Annotated in this window: 12 protein-coding genes and 2 pseudogenes; 4 read left to right on the top strand and 10 right to left on the bottom strand. The window is 39.8% G+C overall.

The window, feature by feature from the left end; genetic code table 11:
* Positions 1-89: 89 nt before the first annotated feature.
* The 3 genes from BM195_RS07085 (at position 90) to BM195_RS07075 (ending at position 2,766) form a co-directional block, all read left to right on the top strand.
* Positions 90-1,088 (top strand): LCP family protein, encoded by a 999-nt coding sequence (locus BM195_RS07085; protein ID WP_090235784.1) that lies wholly within the window; start codon positions 90-92, stop codon positions 1,086-1,088.
* A 123-nt stretch (positions 1,089-1,211) separates the two neighbouring features.
* A complete protein-coding gene (gene tagD, locus BM195_RS07080) occupies positions 1,212-1,601 on the top strand; it encodes a glycerol-3-phosphate cytidylyltransferase (protein WP_090235777.1) in 390 nt (129 codons plus the stop codon).
* 151 nt (positions 1,602-1,752) lie between these two features.
* Entirely contained in the window at positions 1,753-2,766 is a 1,014-nt protein-coding gene (locus BM195_RS07075) for an LCP family protein (RefSeq protein WP_090235769.1), read from the top strand.
* Positions 2,767-2,821: 55 nt separating this feature from the next.
* Here BM195_RS07075 and BM195_RS07070 read toward each other — a convergent pair whose 3' ends face one another.
* The gene (locus tag BM195_RS07070; RefSeq protein WP_090235765.1) at positions 2,822-3,898 is read right to left on the bottom strand and encodes a glycosyltransferase family 4 protein; all 1,077 of its coding nucleotides are present in this window, start codon (positions 3,896-3,898) and stop codon (positions 2,822-2,824) included.
* 167 nt (positions 3,899-4,065) lie between these two features.
* Between BM195_RS07070 and BM195_RS07065 the strand changes: the two genes are divergently transcribed.
* Positions 4,066-4,785: a GntR family transcriptional regulator gene (locus BM195_RS07065; protein WP_090235761.1), complete on the top strand. Its 720-nt coding sequence runs from the start codon at positions 4,066-4,068 to the stop codon at positions 4,783-4,785.
* Between the two features lie 81 nt (positions 4,786-4,866).
* Here the strand turns inward: BM195_RS07065 and BM195_RS07060 are convergent, their stop codons facing one another.
* The 9 genes and pseudogenes from BM195_RS07060 to BM195_RS07020 all read right to left on the bottom strand — a co-directional run.
* The gene (locus BM195_RS07060) at positions 4,867-5,928 is read right to left on the bottom strand and encodes an Ldh family oxidoreductase (protein ID WP_090235760.1); all 1,062 of its coding nucleotides are present in this window, start codon (positions 5,926-5,928) and stop codon (positions 4,867-4,869) included.
* Between the two features lie 68 nt (positions 5,929-5,996).
* Positions 5,997-6,950, bottom strand: a complete 954-nt coding sequence (locus BM195_RS07055) for a hydroxyacid dehydrogenase (RefSeq protein ID WP_090235758.1) — start codon at positions 6,948-6,950, stop codon at positions 5,997-5,999.
* Between the two features lie 117 nt (positions 6,951-7,067).
* Positions 7,068-7,526, bottom strand: a complete 459-nt coding sequence (locus BM195_RS07050) for a tripartite tricarboxylate transporter TctB family protein (RefSeq protein WP_090235755.1) — start codon at positions 7,524-7,526, stop codon at positions 7,068-7,070.
* Positions 7,527-7,528: 2 nt separating this feature from the next.
* Positions 7,529-9,046, bottom strand: coding sequence for a tripartite tricarboxylate transporter permease (locus BM195_RS07045; protein WP_090235752.1), 1,518 nt, complete (start codon positions 9,044-9,046; stop codon positions 7,529-7,531).
* 140 nt (positions 9,047-9,186) lie between these two features.
* Positions 9,187-10,164: a tripartite tricarboxylate transporter substrate binding protein gene (locus BM195_RS07040; RefSeq protein ID WP_090235748.1), complete on the bottom strand. Its 978-nt coding sequence runs from the start codon at positions 10,162-10,164 to the stop codon at positions 9,187-9,189.
* 87 nt (positions 10,165-10,251) lie between these two features.
* On the bottom strand, positions 10,252-10,644 hold the full coding sequence (panD, locus tag BM195_RS07035) for an aspartate 1-decarboxylase (protein WP_090235746.1): 393 nt from the start codon (positions 10,642-10,644) through the stop codon (positions 10,252-10,254).
* A gap of 431 nt (positions 10,645-11,075) precedes the next feature.
* Positions 11,076-11,378 (bottom strand): annotated as a pseudogene (locus BM195_RS07030) (ATP-binding protein).
* A gap of 400 nt (positions 11,379-11,778) precedes the next feature.
* Positions 11,779-13,017, bottom strand: a pseudogene (locus tag BM195_RS19120) (IS110 family RNA-guided transposase).
* 768 nt (positions 13,018-13,785) lie between these two features.
* On the bottom strand, positions 13,786-15,114 hold a 1,329-nt coding region (locus BM195_RS07020; protein WP_170848181.1), incomplete at its 5' end, for a peptidoglycan-binding protein.

The following is a 15,114-nucleotide window of genomic DNA, read 5'->3' as shown; positions in this document are numbered from 1 at the left end:
ATGTCCACAATTTTCTTCCATCGCTTCATTGTTATTTTATGCAGAATTCTGTAAAATAGATGCTACGAAACTACTAAGGAGAAAATCCCATGTCGAAAAGGAAAAAATGGACACTAATTATTGCCATACCGTTATTGTTAATGATCATTATTGGCGCAATTTACGTTAACTACTTATATAACAAAACAGAAAACATGGTAACTGATTCGCAGGAAAAAGTCGGTCGCGAAAATGAAACATCTGAACTCAGGAGTAAATCCGTAGATCCTGTTGAAGATAATGTCTCTGTTCTGTTCATAGGTGTTGATAACAGCGAGTTCCGTGACGAGGAAGAAAGCCGTTCCGATGCGCTCATATTGGCATCATTCAACAAACAAGACAGTTCTGTCAAGCTTTTAAGTATTCCAAGAGACTCGTATGTTTACGTTCCAGAAGTGGACCGGTATACAAAAATTAATCATGCACACTTTTTCGGTGGACCCAGAGCAACGATTGAAACAGTTGAGAACTTTCTCCATGTCCCCGTGGATTATTACGCCAAAATGAATTTCGAGGGTTTTATTGAAGTTGTTGATTCGCTTGGCGGCATCACCTATGATGTCCCTTACGAAATATGGGAATCCGACTCGAACGATGACAAAAATAGCATCCATTTAACGCCCGGTGAACAGCAATTAAATGGCGAAGAAGCCCTGGCACTGGCCAGAACTCGAAAATATGACAATGACGTAGAACGTGGAAAACGGCAGCAGGAAATTCTTAAGACGATTGCCAATAAAGCTATATCTGCTTCTTCTGTCTTTAAGGTGGGGGAAACAATAGACGCCATTGGTAATAATATGACGACCAACCTGTCATTTGAGAATATGAAGAACTTCTTATCTTATGGGCTTGACGAAAACATTACCATTGAAACCATGAATCTCAGTGGAGACGGCGGCTACATGGAAGACGGTCTTTGGTACTTTCATGTTAATGAAGAAAGCAAACATGATATTCGTGCTGAATTGCGCAATCATTTGGATTTAGAGGAAAATGTTGAAACAAGTGACTTCGCCAACGATGAAGAAAACAATAACACGTATTGATCCCGAGACTGTCACGAACAGTCTCTTAATTTTTTCATATATCCGATCAATCCCTGATATTTTATTTACGATAGGCAACATTAATAGTACAATAAAAAAGAGTTCGCGATATAGGGAGATATTATGAAAAAAATCATTACGTACGGGACTTTTGATTTGCTGCACCCCGGCCATATCACTCTTTTACGCCGTGCAAAAGAAATGGGTGACTATTTAATTGTCGGTGTATCAACCGATGAATTTAACCGCAAAAAAAACAAGGAAGCATATCACCATTTTGATAATCGTAAAGTAATTGTGGAAGCGATTCGGTATGTGGACAAAGTCATCCCGGAAACAAATTGGGATCAAAAAATCGATGACATTATACAATATGACATTGATTTATTTGTAATGGGTAATGATTGGGATGGTGAATTTGATTTTTTAAAACGTTATTGTGACGTTATTTACCTCCCCCGGACAAAAGGTATCTCTTCATCGAAAATCAAAAAAGACAGATTATTAGATTAACATCATTAAAATGTAACATTTTCTTAATCGGAATCGTCTATAATATGTGGTATTCTGAAAATCGCATTGCATTTTTCGACAATGCCGATTATAATTAACAGGTTGATATCATAGATTTATAGAATTGAAGATTTGAAGGAGAATTAAAATTATGCAGCAACGTATAGATATGCGAAAGCAAAAAAAGAAAAAACGCCGACGCCGGATTCTTTATCCCATATTAGCCTTCTTTTTATTGCTGGCGTGTGGTGTTGGATATATGCTCGTCCAGACTTACACAGCAGCAAGTGAATCATATGATGATCTGGACCGTGAAAAATCTGAATTACGTGAAGAAGAGGTATCGATAAGTGATGACCCGATATCCATTCTGCTGCTAGGAGTTGAGGATTACTCAACAAATGGTGATAACGGCAGAACGGACACAATGATAGTTGCAACATTCAATCCGGAAGATGAAAAGTTAAAATTATTAAGTTTACCACGTGATACGCTGGTTGATATAGCTGGTCGCGGTACAAAGGAAAAAATAGCGCATGCTCATGCATATGGTGGTAAGGAAATGGCTATTAAAACAGTTGAACAATTCCTGGATATACCGATCGATTACTTTGCCGCTGTAAACTTTGATGCGTTCATAAACATAGTTGATATCCTTAACGGTGTCCAAGTTGATGTACCATTTGATTTTGAACAAAGAACGATCAGGGAATCTGGCAATGAAGATCTGCAATTCAAAGAAGGACCGATGGAACTCGATGGTGAAAAAGCCTTGGCATTTGCCAGAATGCGGAAACAGGATCCACGTGGGGACATTGGCAGAAATGAACGGCAACAGCAGGTTATAGAGGCGATTATTGACAAAGCAACTTCACTCAGTACTGTTACAAAAGTTGATGACTTAGCTAACGAGGTAGGTGCCAACGTCAAAACCAATATGAAAATTAGTGAAGGCCTCGGATTTTACCGTGAATATTCCGATTTTAGCACCAGTAACATTGACAAACTTGCATATGAAACATATACGCAAACAATTGACAGAATAGATTATGAAATCCCGGATGAACAATCGCTTGCTGAGGTAAAAGCAACATTAAAACAGCATCTCGAACTGGAAACTTCGGATAGCCAAGCCGAAACGTATAATACAACCGATCAACCATAAAAACCACTTTTAGGCTATTTAAATGGCCTAAAAGTGGTTTTTTTTACATCGTATGCTATTTCACTCTCTCTGTCCCAAAAATTCTTTTGATCCGATTTAATAAAGGCTGCTGACCATGCATGACAATACCTGCCAATTCAGCAATCACCTGCATGCCAACAATAATTATTCCAAATATGATGAAGGACGTCAGCATCGTTCCACTGTTAAACACGATCGCCATTCCGCCGAAAAAAGCACTGAATCCATAAATGATTAATACCGCAGTACGATGGCTATAGCCCATTTTCATTAATTGATAATGAATATGCTTTTTATCCGCAGTAGCAATTCCCTGCTTATTAATTGTTCGTCGTATAATCGCCAGAATCGTGTCAAATACAGGGATGGCAATGACAATGATCGGAATGATAAAACTGAACAAGGCAACATTTTTAAAGAGCCCGAGCATTGATACAACTGCAATGGAATACCCAAGAAATAAAGCTCCGGTATCCCCCATAAATATTTTTGCCGGGTGAAAATTATGATAAAGAAACCCGATACAGCCTCCTATCAATATCACACACAAATAAGCCACAACGATTCGATAGTCCATCATTGCCATCACGAGAATGCTGGATAACCCAATCGCTGAAACACCTGCCGCAAGTCCGTCCAATCCATCTATCAAATTGATAGCGTTAGAAGCTGCAAGGATCCAAATAATTGTAATAATGTATGCTAAACCATCCAAATAGACAGTACCCAAAAACGGGATAGTAAGCTTTTCAATGACCAAACCGGAAGAAACGACTGCCAGAGCCGTCGCCAGCTGTCCAGTCAGTTTATAGTATGGTTTCAGATCAAAAACATCATCCAAAACGCCCGTCAGTATCATGATACAGGCACCAATGATTATAGCTGTCATTTGCGGGTGTACCGGCTGTAAATAGAGAAAACCAGCAACTGTACCGCTAAAGATAGCTAGTCCGCCCAAACTCGCCTTGATGCCATTATGATTTTTTCGGTTGTTATCCGGTTTATCAGCCACATTCAGTTTTAAAGCAAGTCTTTTAATCAATGGTGTTACGAAGAATGCCGTCAAAGCTGAAATAACAAATGCGATGACTAAATCGGCTGTATCAAACATGGAAACACCTGCTTCATTTCTAATTGGTTAGACTTCTTTCTTTATTGATTCTATCATATTTCAAGCATTTAGGCACTGTTAATTTTGTAACGTCCGACTTTTTTTATGTTAAACTATGAACATACGAATCGTGACATACGTTAATCCAAGAATACTAGGTGATGATAATGGCATTGGACTACACAAATTCCATCCCGCTGTACATTCAGTTAAAAACAAAAATTGAACAGAAAATATTGGAAGGAGATTATACCGGTAAAATCCCGAGCGAACGTGAGCTTATCGATGAATATTATGTCAGTCGCAGTACTGTCAGACAAGCGATCGATGCACTGACAAGAGAAGGAACACTTGAGAAAAAACCTGGAAAAGGAACATTTGTTACGCTGAAGCCTATTAATGATTGGCTTGGCAGCTTAAGCAGCACCTCAGAAAGTATCCAGCGAATGGGAATGCAGCCCGGAGCAAAACTAATCAAAGCAGAACTTATTCAATTGTCCGATCACATGAAAAAATTAACCGGCTTGACAGAAGCTGTTCATATTAAACGGATCCGATTCGCAGACAACATACCAATGGGAGTGGAAAATAACTTTTATCCCACTGAACTGGGAAAAAAGATTAAAGCATATGACCTGGATGAAGTTTCATTATATGACTTGCTTGAGAAGGAATTAGGAGTACGCTCAATAGAGGCAGATCAGGTTATCAAGTCAGAACGCATTACCAGGGAAGATGCCAGACTATTGAACGTTCCAACTGTCACAAGTATGCTCATAGCTGAAAGAAAGCTAGTGGATGTAAATAACGACTTTGTAGAATATGAACTTGCATCATACCGATCAGATATGTATTCATTTAAGATTAAACTTTCCCGGAAAAAATAAGTATTCCTGTACCGTTTGAGGTATGACAAAATTGTTGTTGGATCAGGTTATTTAGCAATAACCTGATGGGTCAACACGTTTTTATTGAAACACTGCTTCCTTCAAGTGAATCGAAATACCATATGACCGACCGATAGCATGCAGTTCATCAATTACTTGTTCTGTTAGGGGAATTCCACTCCTGTTTCGTTCGTTGGCCGTTTCATTCTCGATTTCACCCGGGAGGTAAATTTTATCGTATCCTTTGGCTGCAGGTATTTGTTTAATTTCACTTGCCATGCTGTCCATCCGATTTTTAAAAGTATTCAACTCCTCAAATATGTCGGCACGGATCACAAAGAAAAATTGTCCAACTTCCTGAACTTCGTTTAAATCCTCCGGCCTGCCAATACCAGGCCCGAATGCTGCACCTGTAAGCAGTCCTGATAAAACATCCGCCAATAATGCAAGCCCGTAACCTTTTGGTCCGCCAACCGGCAAAACCAGTCCATCCATCGCTTCCTGAGCATCTGTTGTTGGTTCCCCCTCCTTCGTAATTGCCCAGCCTACAGGAATATCCTCATGATTTTGAATGGCTAATTTTATTTTTCCTCTTGCAACAATACTCGTTGCCATATCAAACACGATGTTGCCTTCTTCTCCGCCGGGTATGCCATAGGAGATGGGATTTGTTCCAAAGTATCTTTCTTTTCCTCCCCAGGGAGCCATATAGGATGGTGCATTCGTTGTGGCTAAACAAACACAATCATGTTCGGCTGCATATCCTGTGTAATCGGCCAGCATACCGCAATGATTGGAATGATTGATACCCGCGATAGCGACCCCCATATCTTTTGCCTTCTCAACAGCCAGCCTTATCCCTTCTGTAGCAGGTATAATACCCAATTCATTCGCGCCATCGATCAAAATGGATGCAGGCGTTTCTTTCGTGATCTTCATATTATGTTCACGATTAACGACCCCTCTTTCCAATCGATCGATATAGCTTTTTACACGGGTTACACCATGTGAGTCCACGCCTCTTAAATTGGCCAGAACAAGATGTCTTGCGATTGTTGCACTGTGATCATCCCGTATTCCTGCCTTTTGAAAAATGGCTGTAACATAGTTTTCGAGATTTGTTCTATTTATATAAGTTGTCATTTTTCTCTCCTTTCCTGCATAGTTACTTTAAAAACCTTTATTAATACTGTTTAAAGAAGATTATCTTCTCATAGGACCGCACAAAGTGACTCCCCGCCATTGAGAACCTTGGTCACCTCACGGGCAATTAACATGGCCGTCCGAGATTGCGATTCATCAGTCAATCCAGCAATATGCGGGGAAAGACGAATGGATTCAACTTGTAAAAGTGGTGAACCTTGTTGAACAGGCTCGTTTTCAAGTACATCAAGGTATGCACCTGCAATTTTTTCTGATTGAACTGCTTCAACCAGATCCAGTTCATGTACGATACCACCCCGGGCCGTATTAATGACATAAGCATGTGACTTCATTCGTGAAAAACTCTCTTTATTGATCATGTGTTTCGTTGCTTTCGTCAACGGAACGTGTACAGATATAAAATCCGACTCAGGAAAAAGTTCATCAAGGGTTGTCACCGGATAAACCCCTGTTTCTGCCAATACATGATCATACGATGTGACAAAGGGATCATAGCCGATGACTCGTATACCAAAAGCACTTGCTCTTCTGGCAACACGATGAGCAATTTCACCTAGCCCGACAAGTCCTAGTGTTTTCTGATTCAACTCATATCCTGTAAAAAATTTGCGATCCCAATTTCCCAAGCGAACATCGGCATCAGCATCAGCCAGTGGACGATAGGCATCCAGCATCGCCGCCATTACATATTCTACAACAGATGTGGCATTGGCATGTTTAGCAGCAATGACTGGTATATTCCGTGCTTTTGTCGCTTCCAGATCGATATTATCCAGCCCAACGCCGAGTCGGCCGATAACTTTGACATTTTTAGCAACATCAAGCAACTCAGGATCAACCCGTGTTTCATTCCGGACAATAAGTGCATCATACTTAGGAGCCAATTTAAGCAGATCATCTCTTTTTCGACACAATTCCATATCATAATCAACCGTATGTCCTGTCTGCTTGAGTTCTTCAATCCCGTCTTCCCACATTAATTCAGTCACGAGCACCTTCATAAGCTTTCCCTCCCTATACCAGTGGTTAAATTGCTAATATACATGAATCCTGATTTTCCACGACGTGCATAATCACTTCATTACTATTACGCGCAAACCCTGAAGTCTTCAATGAAATCAGCCAAACAAGAGACCTGACGGAAGAGGAACAACAAAGACATATCGGAATAACACGAAGAAAAAGATACTGATACTGATGGAACTTATACTAGCATGTACTATTTTCGCTTTGTTGCTTTTATCTGTATTATGCTGCTGTAAATACCACGTCATCCAACCGATAAACAGCATACTCGCCATTAAAAATCCAAACAGACTAATCAGGATGACATAGCCTATCATCGACAGGCTCATGATAACGACTTTTCGCTTATTGATACCTTCAAATAATTTGCTGGATGAAGATTTAATCATACTTTTAATATAATATGCTATGCTCAGGATCAAAAGGATTAAACCGATTGTACGGGGAAAAACATAACTCATTTCTGATAACCCCTTCGTTTCCCATATCGCCAAGCATGCAACAATGATTAATATAACCGAAGATATTGTATTATAGTTGACTTTCTGCATGATTATGCCCCCAACTTCTCTTGACTGTCATCATATTTAGATCCTAAAAGTTTACTTAAAAGCGGCAAAAATATCGACAGGACACACAGCAGCATTAATACGATCGAAATCGGACGAGAAAAGAATAAGGCTAATACGTTTCCAGATGCTTCCCCCAAAAGCATGGATTGAGCAAGCCCCCTTTCTGCAATTGGTCCGAGAATGAGCCCCAGCACGATCGGCGCAGGATTGAACCCGGCATTTTTCATCACATATGCCAGCAGGCCAAAACCAATCAGCAGTGCTACATCCAAGAAATTATTCCGAATCGCATAAGACCCGATAATCGTTAAAAAGACAATCGAAGGTGCCAGATAGGATACCGGTATGGAAAGAACCTTTCCGATATATTTGGAGCCCATGAGCCCAAACATAATCATAACGACATTCGCAATAACAAATGCAATTAAAAACGTGTAGACCAGCCCAGGCTGCTGACTCATGAGATCTGGCCCAGGTGTGATCCCCTGCATCATTAATGCCCCAAGAATAATGGCGGCTGGCGGTGCCCCAGGGATCCCGAGAGACAAAAGGGGAACGAGAGAACCACCAACTTCTGCATTATTTGATGTTTCCGAAGCTACGACACCATCAACTTTTCCTTGTCCAAATGACTTTTTATCGTTTGAAAAACGGACAGCAGCATCATATGACAATAGTGACGCGACATTCCCCCCTGCTCCGGGAATAATGCCCGTTATAATACCAATCACAGATGAACGAATGATGAAAAATGGTTTTTTAATGATATAGAAAAAGAGCGTTTTCACGATCCCCTTCTCTCTTTTCACACCTTCTTGTGACTTAACATTGTTCTCAATCATAGAAATTACTTCCGGAATACAAAAGAAGGCAATTAAAATAACAATTAATTCCAGCCCAGATTGCAACTGGGAAAAACCGAATGTATACCGCGATTCGCCACCGACCGGTGATATGCCAACAGTCCCCAGCAGCAAACCGATACATCCGCCAATCAATCCCTTCAACATAGAACCGGATGATAACGTTGCAATCATCGTCAATCCCAATATGGCAACCCAGAAATATTCCGGCGGCCCGAAATTCAACGCCCAATCCGCCAGAACTGGTGTAAGAAACAAAAGCGCGAGGCCGCCAATTATTCCGCCAATTCCAGAACTGATGGCTGCCGCAGCCAGTGCCTGTGAAGCTTTTCCTTTTTTAGTCATGGGATAGCCGTCAAACGTTGTCGCGATGGCTGATGGTGTACCGGGCGTATTGATAAGAATGGCTGATATACATCCACCGTAAATACCACCGATATATAATCCACCCATCGTAATTAGTGATGTATCCGAATCCATTGTGAATGTAAATGGCAGCAATAAAGCAAGCGCCATTGTCGCCGTTAACCCAGGCAGGGCACCCACAACGATTCCAATTAACACACCGACGCACAGCAGCAACATGTTCAATGGTTGTGTTAATGAACTCAGGACGTCCGGTAAAAACTCAAGCATTCCCCTACCCTCCAGGTAAGAAGCCCTTTTTGAAATCCCAAAAAGAAGTCATCCTTTGTCTTTTGGTGTTTCTATTCTGCAGTACTTTCGTGCTATAAACCTAAGCCAATAGACTCTGTCATAGAGCAAGAACATTTGCATCAATTCTCCTCTACATTTTCGAGAATTTTGCTATATTCCGATTGTTTTTGTTCAATATATTCCAGCGACTCCTCATGCCCCATTCGTTTAGGTTCGAATCCTTCATCATACATGTCATCCTCGACTCCATCTTCATCCAGGATATCCAAAAATGCCTTTTCCAGCGTTTCAATTATTTCCTGGCTTGTTTCGGGAGGCACCGCTACACCACGGTCAATACCTGCTGTCATATCGTATCCTAATTCCTTGAATGTTGGAACATCCGGTAATGGTTTAAATGTCTCCTCTGAACCAATAGCCAGTATTTTCATATCATCCTGATATTTAATCAGGTCACTGGAGTTTCCAAAAATAACTTCTGCGTTTCCACCAAGAAATGCCTGAATAGAAGGCGCAGCCCCATCAAATGGAACGTATTGCATTTCGATACCAGCCAAATCCTGAAGCTGCAGCAATGCAATGTGATGGCCGGAATACGTACCGGAACCAGCTGCAGTTATGGATCCCGGCGATTCTTTTGCTTTCTTCACAAGATCTTCAAGTGATTCAATATCACTATCTTTTGAAACCGCTATACCAATTGGAGTAGCCTGAAAAATAGCTACAGGCACGATGTCCTCCGTCTGATAGCCTGTATCATCATTCGCAAGTGGCTGAAGGATGATATGTGGAATATTGATACCTGAGATGAAATGCCCATCCGGATCTTTATTAATCAGCTCACTCCATCCCACCGAGCCGCCTCCCCCAGGTTTGTACTGCATGACAACATCTTGATCCAAGGACTCTTCCAAATAAGGTTGCTGTCTTCTGGCTTCTACATCCGATTGGCCACCCGGATCAAATGGTATGCTATATGTAATAGACTCTGATGGATAATTTTCTGTACTCTCCGACCCATCAGCATTCGCTCCGCATGCGGGCAATATAAATAATACACAAGCCGTACTAAACAATATGAGAAACTTTCTTTTCATGCTTTACCTCCACAATTTAGATTCATAGAACCTGATCATTTAAATGACTTTAAAAACCATTCGAAACTGTTGGGTTTAGCTCTTTTTTTAAACATTAACACCTTCAGGCCAATGCAGATCGTGTTCCTCTATACTTGTTATTTCATTATTTTCATCAAAAAACACAACTTTTGGCTTTAAATTTTCTATTTCTTCTTCTGTCATTTGTGCCATGCTTAAAATAATGACAATGTCCCCCGGTGAAAATAAATGAGCAGGCGGACCATTCAAGCAAATGCGTTTCGAACCCTCCGGCGCGGGTATAGCATATGTTTTCCACCTTGTTGCATTTTTCAGACTTGTTATTTGTACCATTTCATATGGTTTAATATCCGCTTCTTTCATAAATTTTGAATCTATTGTCACACTGCCCACATAATCAAGCTCTGCTTCTGTGACTCTTACTCTGTGCAGTTTTCCTTTGCACATTAATTGTTGCATAAAAAATTCCTCCTCTGCAGAAATGAATCCTCTCCACAGTATAAGTAGTAGAGAAATATGGATTCAATGAGGTAGGAATGTTCGTACCAGTGAATAAGTATTTATTTATTTTCCAGGAATTACTTTTATCTTTCTTAGAGCAAGAGCAAGAAGGTAATACATTTGAGGGCTAAATATAGATAAGTTCAAACCATGGCACTTACACAACATGACAGTTTAATAAGCTAATTTACTATTTTATTTGGAAATTCTAATAGAATCTAATAGTTATTATTTACCTCATTTATTGTTCCGAGTTTCTATATTACATGGCATTTAAATTGTCAAATAATTATTCTTTACTTTACCCGTTTTATTTTGCAAGTAAAAAATATAAAAGAATGCAATAAAAACTGCAGAATCTTGCCAGCCTTCTCTTAGAATTAAAAGTTTTAGCGTGAAAGCGCATGAGTTACTCGGTAACTGTCACCTGTAAAACTAATTATATGTGCGTGATGAATTACTCGGTCTACTAATGCTGCTGTTAATCTGGAATCAACAAAAATACGGTTCCACTGGCTAAACCCAGGTTTTAAGTGATATGATACTCTTCTATTCCTACCAGTCAAATATCAATTGAAATAATACTCAGCTCTTTCTTTACTAAATGGTATATAACCCATTTCATCTAAAATGATCAGATCAACTTTTTTAAACCTGTTGCGGAACTGTTGGAACTTTCCCTCTCTCCATATCCTCCCTCAATAAATTAAGGTTTTCTTAGAATTACTTCGTTTTTCTCCCAATTTCTTTTAATTTATTGAAGCCCATAGTATCTGTTTTTAATCCATTTAATGACAATAAAGGATATATATGAAATTAGCGGATTAAACAGTATACGCTTTAACGGATAATTTCCATTAAATGGATGATTAAACTTATGATCGCACCTTGGATATCCACTTTAACATGGCGGTGGACCCTCCCATGTCTCTCGGCGTCTATCTGCGCAAATTCCTTCTTTCGACCTGACCATGGTGGATGCCGGAACTGCTTTCTTAGTGAGCCTCAATGCCCTAATGGAGATAATATCGACCGGCTAATCCATGCTTCAATTGTCAAAAGATGATTCAAAACGATAACTGTAAGTCTTGCCTAAACGACTTTCTGTAATGTCGAAATCATTGGGATGTCACGAATCATGCGCTCTTCACTGACGTACACTTCCTTGTACCTAATACATAAAAGATCTTGATGCTTAATGCGATAAACGACTGTTTTCCTGTCAGCGGATTATCGGATCGATGACGATAATAATGATCCAGCTGCTTAAAACCTTCATTGTGCAGGGGTAATGGGCGCTCGACTTGATACAGTATGCTTCGCAATCGCCTTCGTCCTCGTTTAGTGATGGTTGTTTGGCCTTTGAACAGGCCTGACTGATTCATCTTAAGATTGAGTCCCGCTAATTTAATGATTTAGCGTGGATCCCGGTAATTCGATAAACACCAAATTCGGCGAAGAAGCCGGCCACTGTTATGGTACTGACGCCTTTAAACGCTATCATCTGATCAGCTCCGGGGATATGAAGGACAAGTTCTTCCTATTGTGTTTCAAGAGCGATAAGACGTTCTTCAAGAGCCTTATACTGATCAATCAAATAACGAATTTCCTGACGTGCCATACGTAATCCCACTGTAAGGCCGACACTGTCTTCAGCGCCTGTTTCAATGCCTGAATGCGCTTGATTCCCACACCACGTTTGGCCACCTGTTTGACGTCTGAAAGTAAATCGTCTTCCGACGTTTTACGAATATCTTTCGGCAAATAGCCACTTTCCAATAGATGGAGGGCAGCCTTTCCGGTCCAATCTTTAAAGAGATTGAGAAACTCCGGGAAGTATCGATCAAGCGCATTATGTATTTGGGCTTTGATCGATATATATTCTCCTGAATCATACACATCCACAGGTAATGTAGGCTCATGATAACGACCGTCACGTATGACCTCGGCGATGACTTTGGCATTATTCGTATCGTTTTTCATTGGTGAATCGTCATCCAGTTTTTTGGATCGTTTTACCTTCATCGGATTAACGACAACCACTTGAATGCCTTGAGCTTTCAAGTGATAAGCTAAATTGAGCCAGTAATGACCAGTCGTTTCATCCCAATCATGAAGTTGGAACGATTATAAGCTTCAGATAGATTCCCAGCCCCATTCGATAAGATCTGAAAACCACTGCAGTGAATTGGTGAACACCATCCGTTTGACAAGGTCCCGCCCTCGATCATCTATCGCTCAAGCCGCGTGTTGGCTTTTCGCTATATCAACCCCGATAATAGTGTTTGTTCGGTAATTTGCGCTAAGCGATTATTTTTGTGTAAAATCCATGGTAGAAGTCCTCCTTCGGTAATAAATTCGAAGTCATGCATGACACTCTCAATGGTACCAAGGGGATTTTTTTATGCACTTGTCGTTTTCTCTGATTTCCCTTCAAATTTTTTCATCATAGGAATGCTTACCTTTTGATAATTAATTTGATGCGGGATTTGATCATGATCCGCATACTTCTTAGCAATTCGCCAATTCCCTAATGTAGTAGAATTTCATTGATAGAAAGTGATTCTGATTGCGTAAAACTTTGATACAATTAATTTCAGGCATTGCTAGCATCCCTTTCAACCTCCACTATTTGGATTGGACACCTAATAACAGTAGAGAAAATTTGGAAGGCTGGCAAAGCCGTTTTTAATAAAGTGAAAGGTTATGTTTTTTTTATTTCATAACTCTGAACTTTTTTGCATTACACACCCGCTTTATTCAGGATATGTATATATACATGGGAAATTAAACAAACATCTGTTGAAATAGAGCTGGATATTTAAACTCAGCTTGGATAAATAAAAGGTTCTCTTTCAAATGATCTCCCACCATCTCTTTTTTGTGACAATTAAGCCTTCTAAACCAGGTAAATTCATGTTATGATGCATATACACGCAACCCCCTCGCCCTTTGTTTTGTTTCTAGTCAACTCAAGGATAAAGGGGGTTGCGTGTTTTCTTATGGCCAAATTTTTGCGAAACCCCAACAAATATTATAGAGCCAAATAAAAGTTGACCCATACATCAAAAATGACGTATGAGTCAGCAATATACATTTCTATTTATATTCAGGAATTAAAAATCGCAAATCATAGTTTCCTTTGGAATAAAATTGAGTATAATTAGATACTTGTTTACTTGCCCATCCTATATCAGTGGCATACTGGTGTGAAGCATAACCATTCACGTCCATTGATAATGGGTTCCAACGCATTGCATATAAGGTATTTTGGCCTGCATAAATATACTTGTTTTTAGCATATTCAGCACCGCCAATTATGGCATCTTTAACAGAAAACCAACCTTCATCATAAGCTTTTTTAGCACCACATTCTACAGGACAATCATCTGTTGCACCTATTCCAAAGAAATTATAAACAGTTTTATCATTGTATTGAACACCTTTAGATAAAGCTGATCCTCCATGACCTGTTTCTAGTATTGCATGAGAAATGAGGTATATTTCATTTATTTGAGCTTTTTTTGCTGCATCTCTAAAAATAATTTCGGTACCATCTAGCTTTCCTTTACCTTCTAATAATACGCTTAACTCTGAAGAAGAGATTCCAGTAAAGTACCTCAAATCTAAAAATTGAAATCTTTGATTATAATCATCTTTGAAGTTGGATGGGTCTAAGTAATGCGTTAAATCATTCGGGATAGCAGTAACCCATTGCCGATTATCATTATTATGCGCGATAACATACCATTCATCTACTTCGTCAAGTATGTTCACATTCCTACCATTAGGTAAAGTTCCAATTTTATCATAATTTATACCAGGTCCAGTGCGCACGTTTAAAGTATTAGCAGTGACCTTACCATTTTCTACATAATCCTTAGAGACATAGGCATAATTTTGATCCGTTTGCGGATTTGCTTTCATTTGGATATCTAGTGCTTCGTATAATGTCAGATCATATTTTTCTGTACTCATTTGCTGTATTGCTTGATCCAGTACTGCTAAAGTATTTTTACCTGCTATCCCATCTACTATCAGACCATGAGCTGCTTGAAAATCTTCTACAACACCAGCGGTCACATTGCCATAAAATGGACTTGGATTCGACCAGTTCGCAAAACCTAATTCCGTTAGTTTTTCTTTAAGTTCTACTACTGGGGCTCCTCTATCCCCTGTTCGATAAGGCGGGGCCAGAACTTCTGAAATTCTACTCCGGGTCATTTCATCGGCTATACCTGTGACCTCCAGGTCATAATATTCCTGGAAATCCTTCACCACTCCAGCCGTTATAGAACCATAATATGGTGTTGGGGATGACCAATTCGCAAAACCTAAACGTGTCAAGTCTTCTTTTAAGTCCACGATATGGTCACCGCTTTCTCCTTCTTGATATTGCGGATCATCTTTTAGTGCTTCTTCTATTGC

Source organism: Lentibacillus halodurans (genome assembly GCF_900112045.1).
Classification (GTDB): Bacteria; Bacillota; Bacilli; order Bacillales; family Amphibacillaceae; genus Lentibacillus; species Lentibacillus halodurans.
This window is presented reverse-complemented; position numbering and strand designations above follow the sequence as displayed.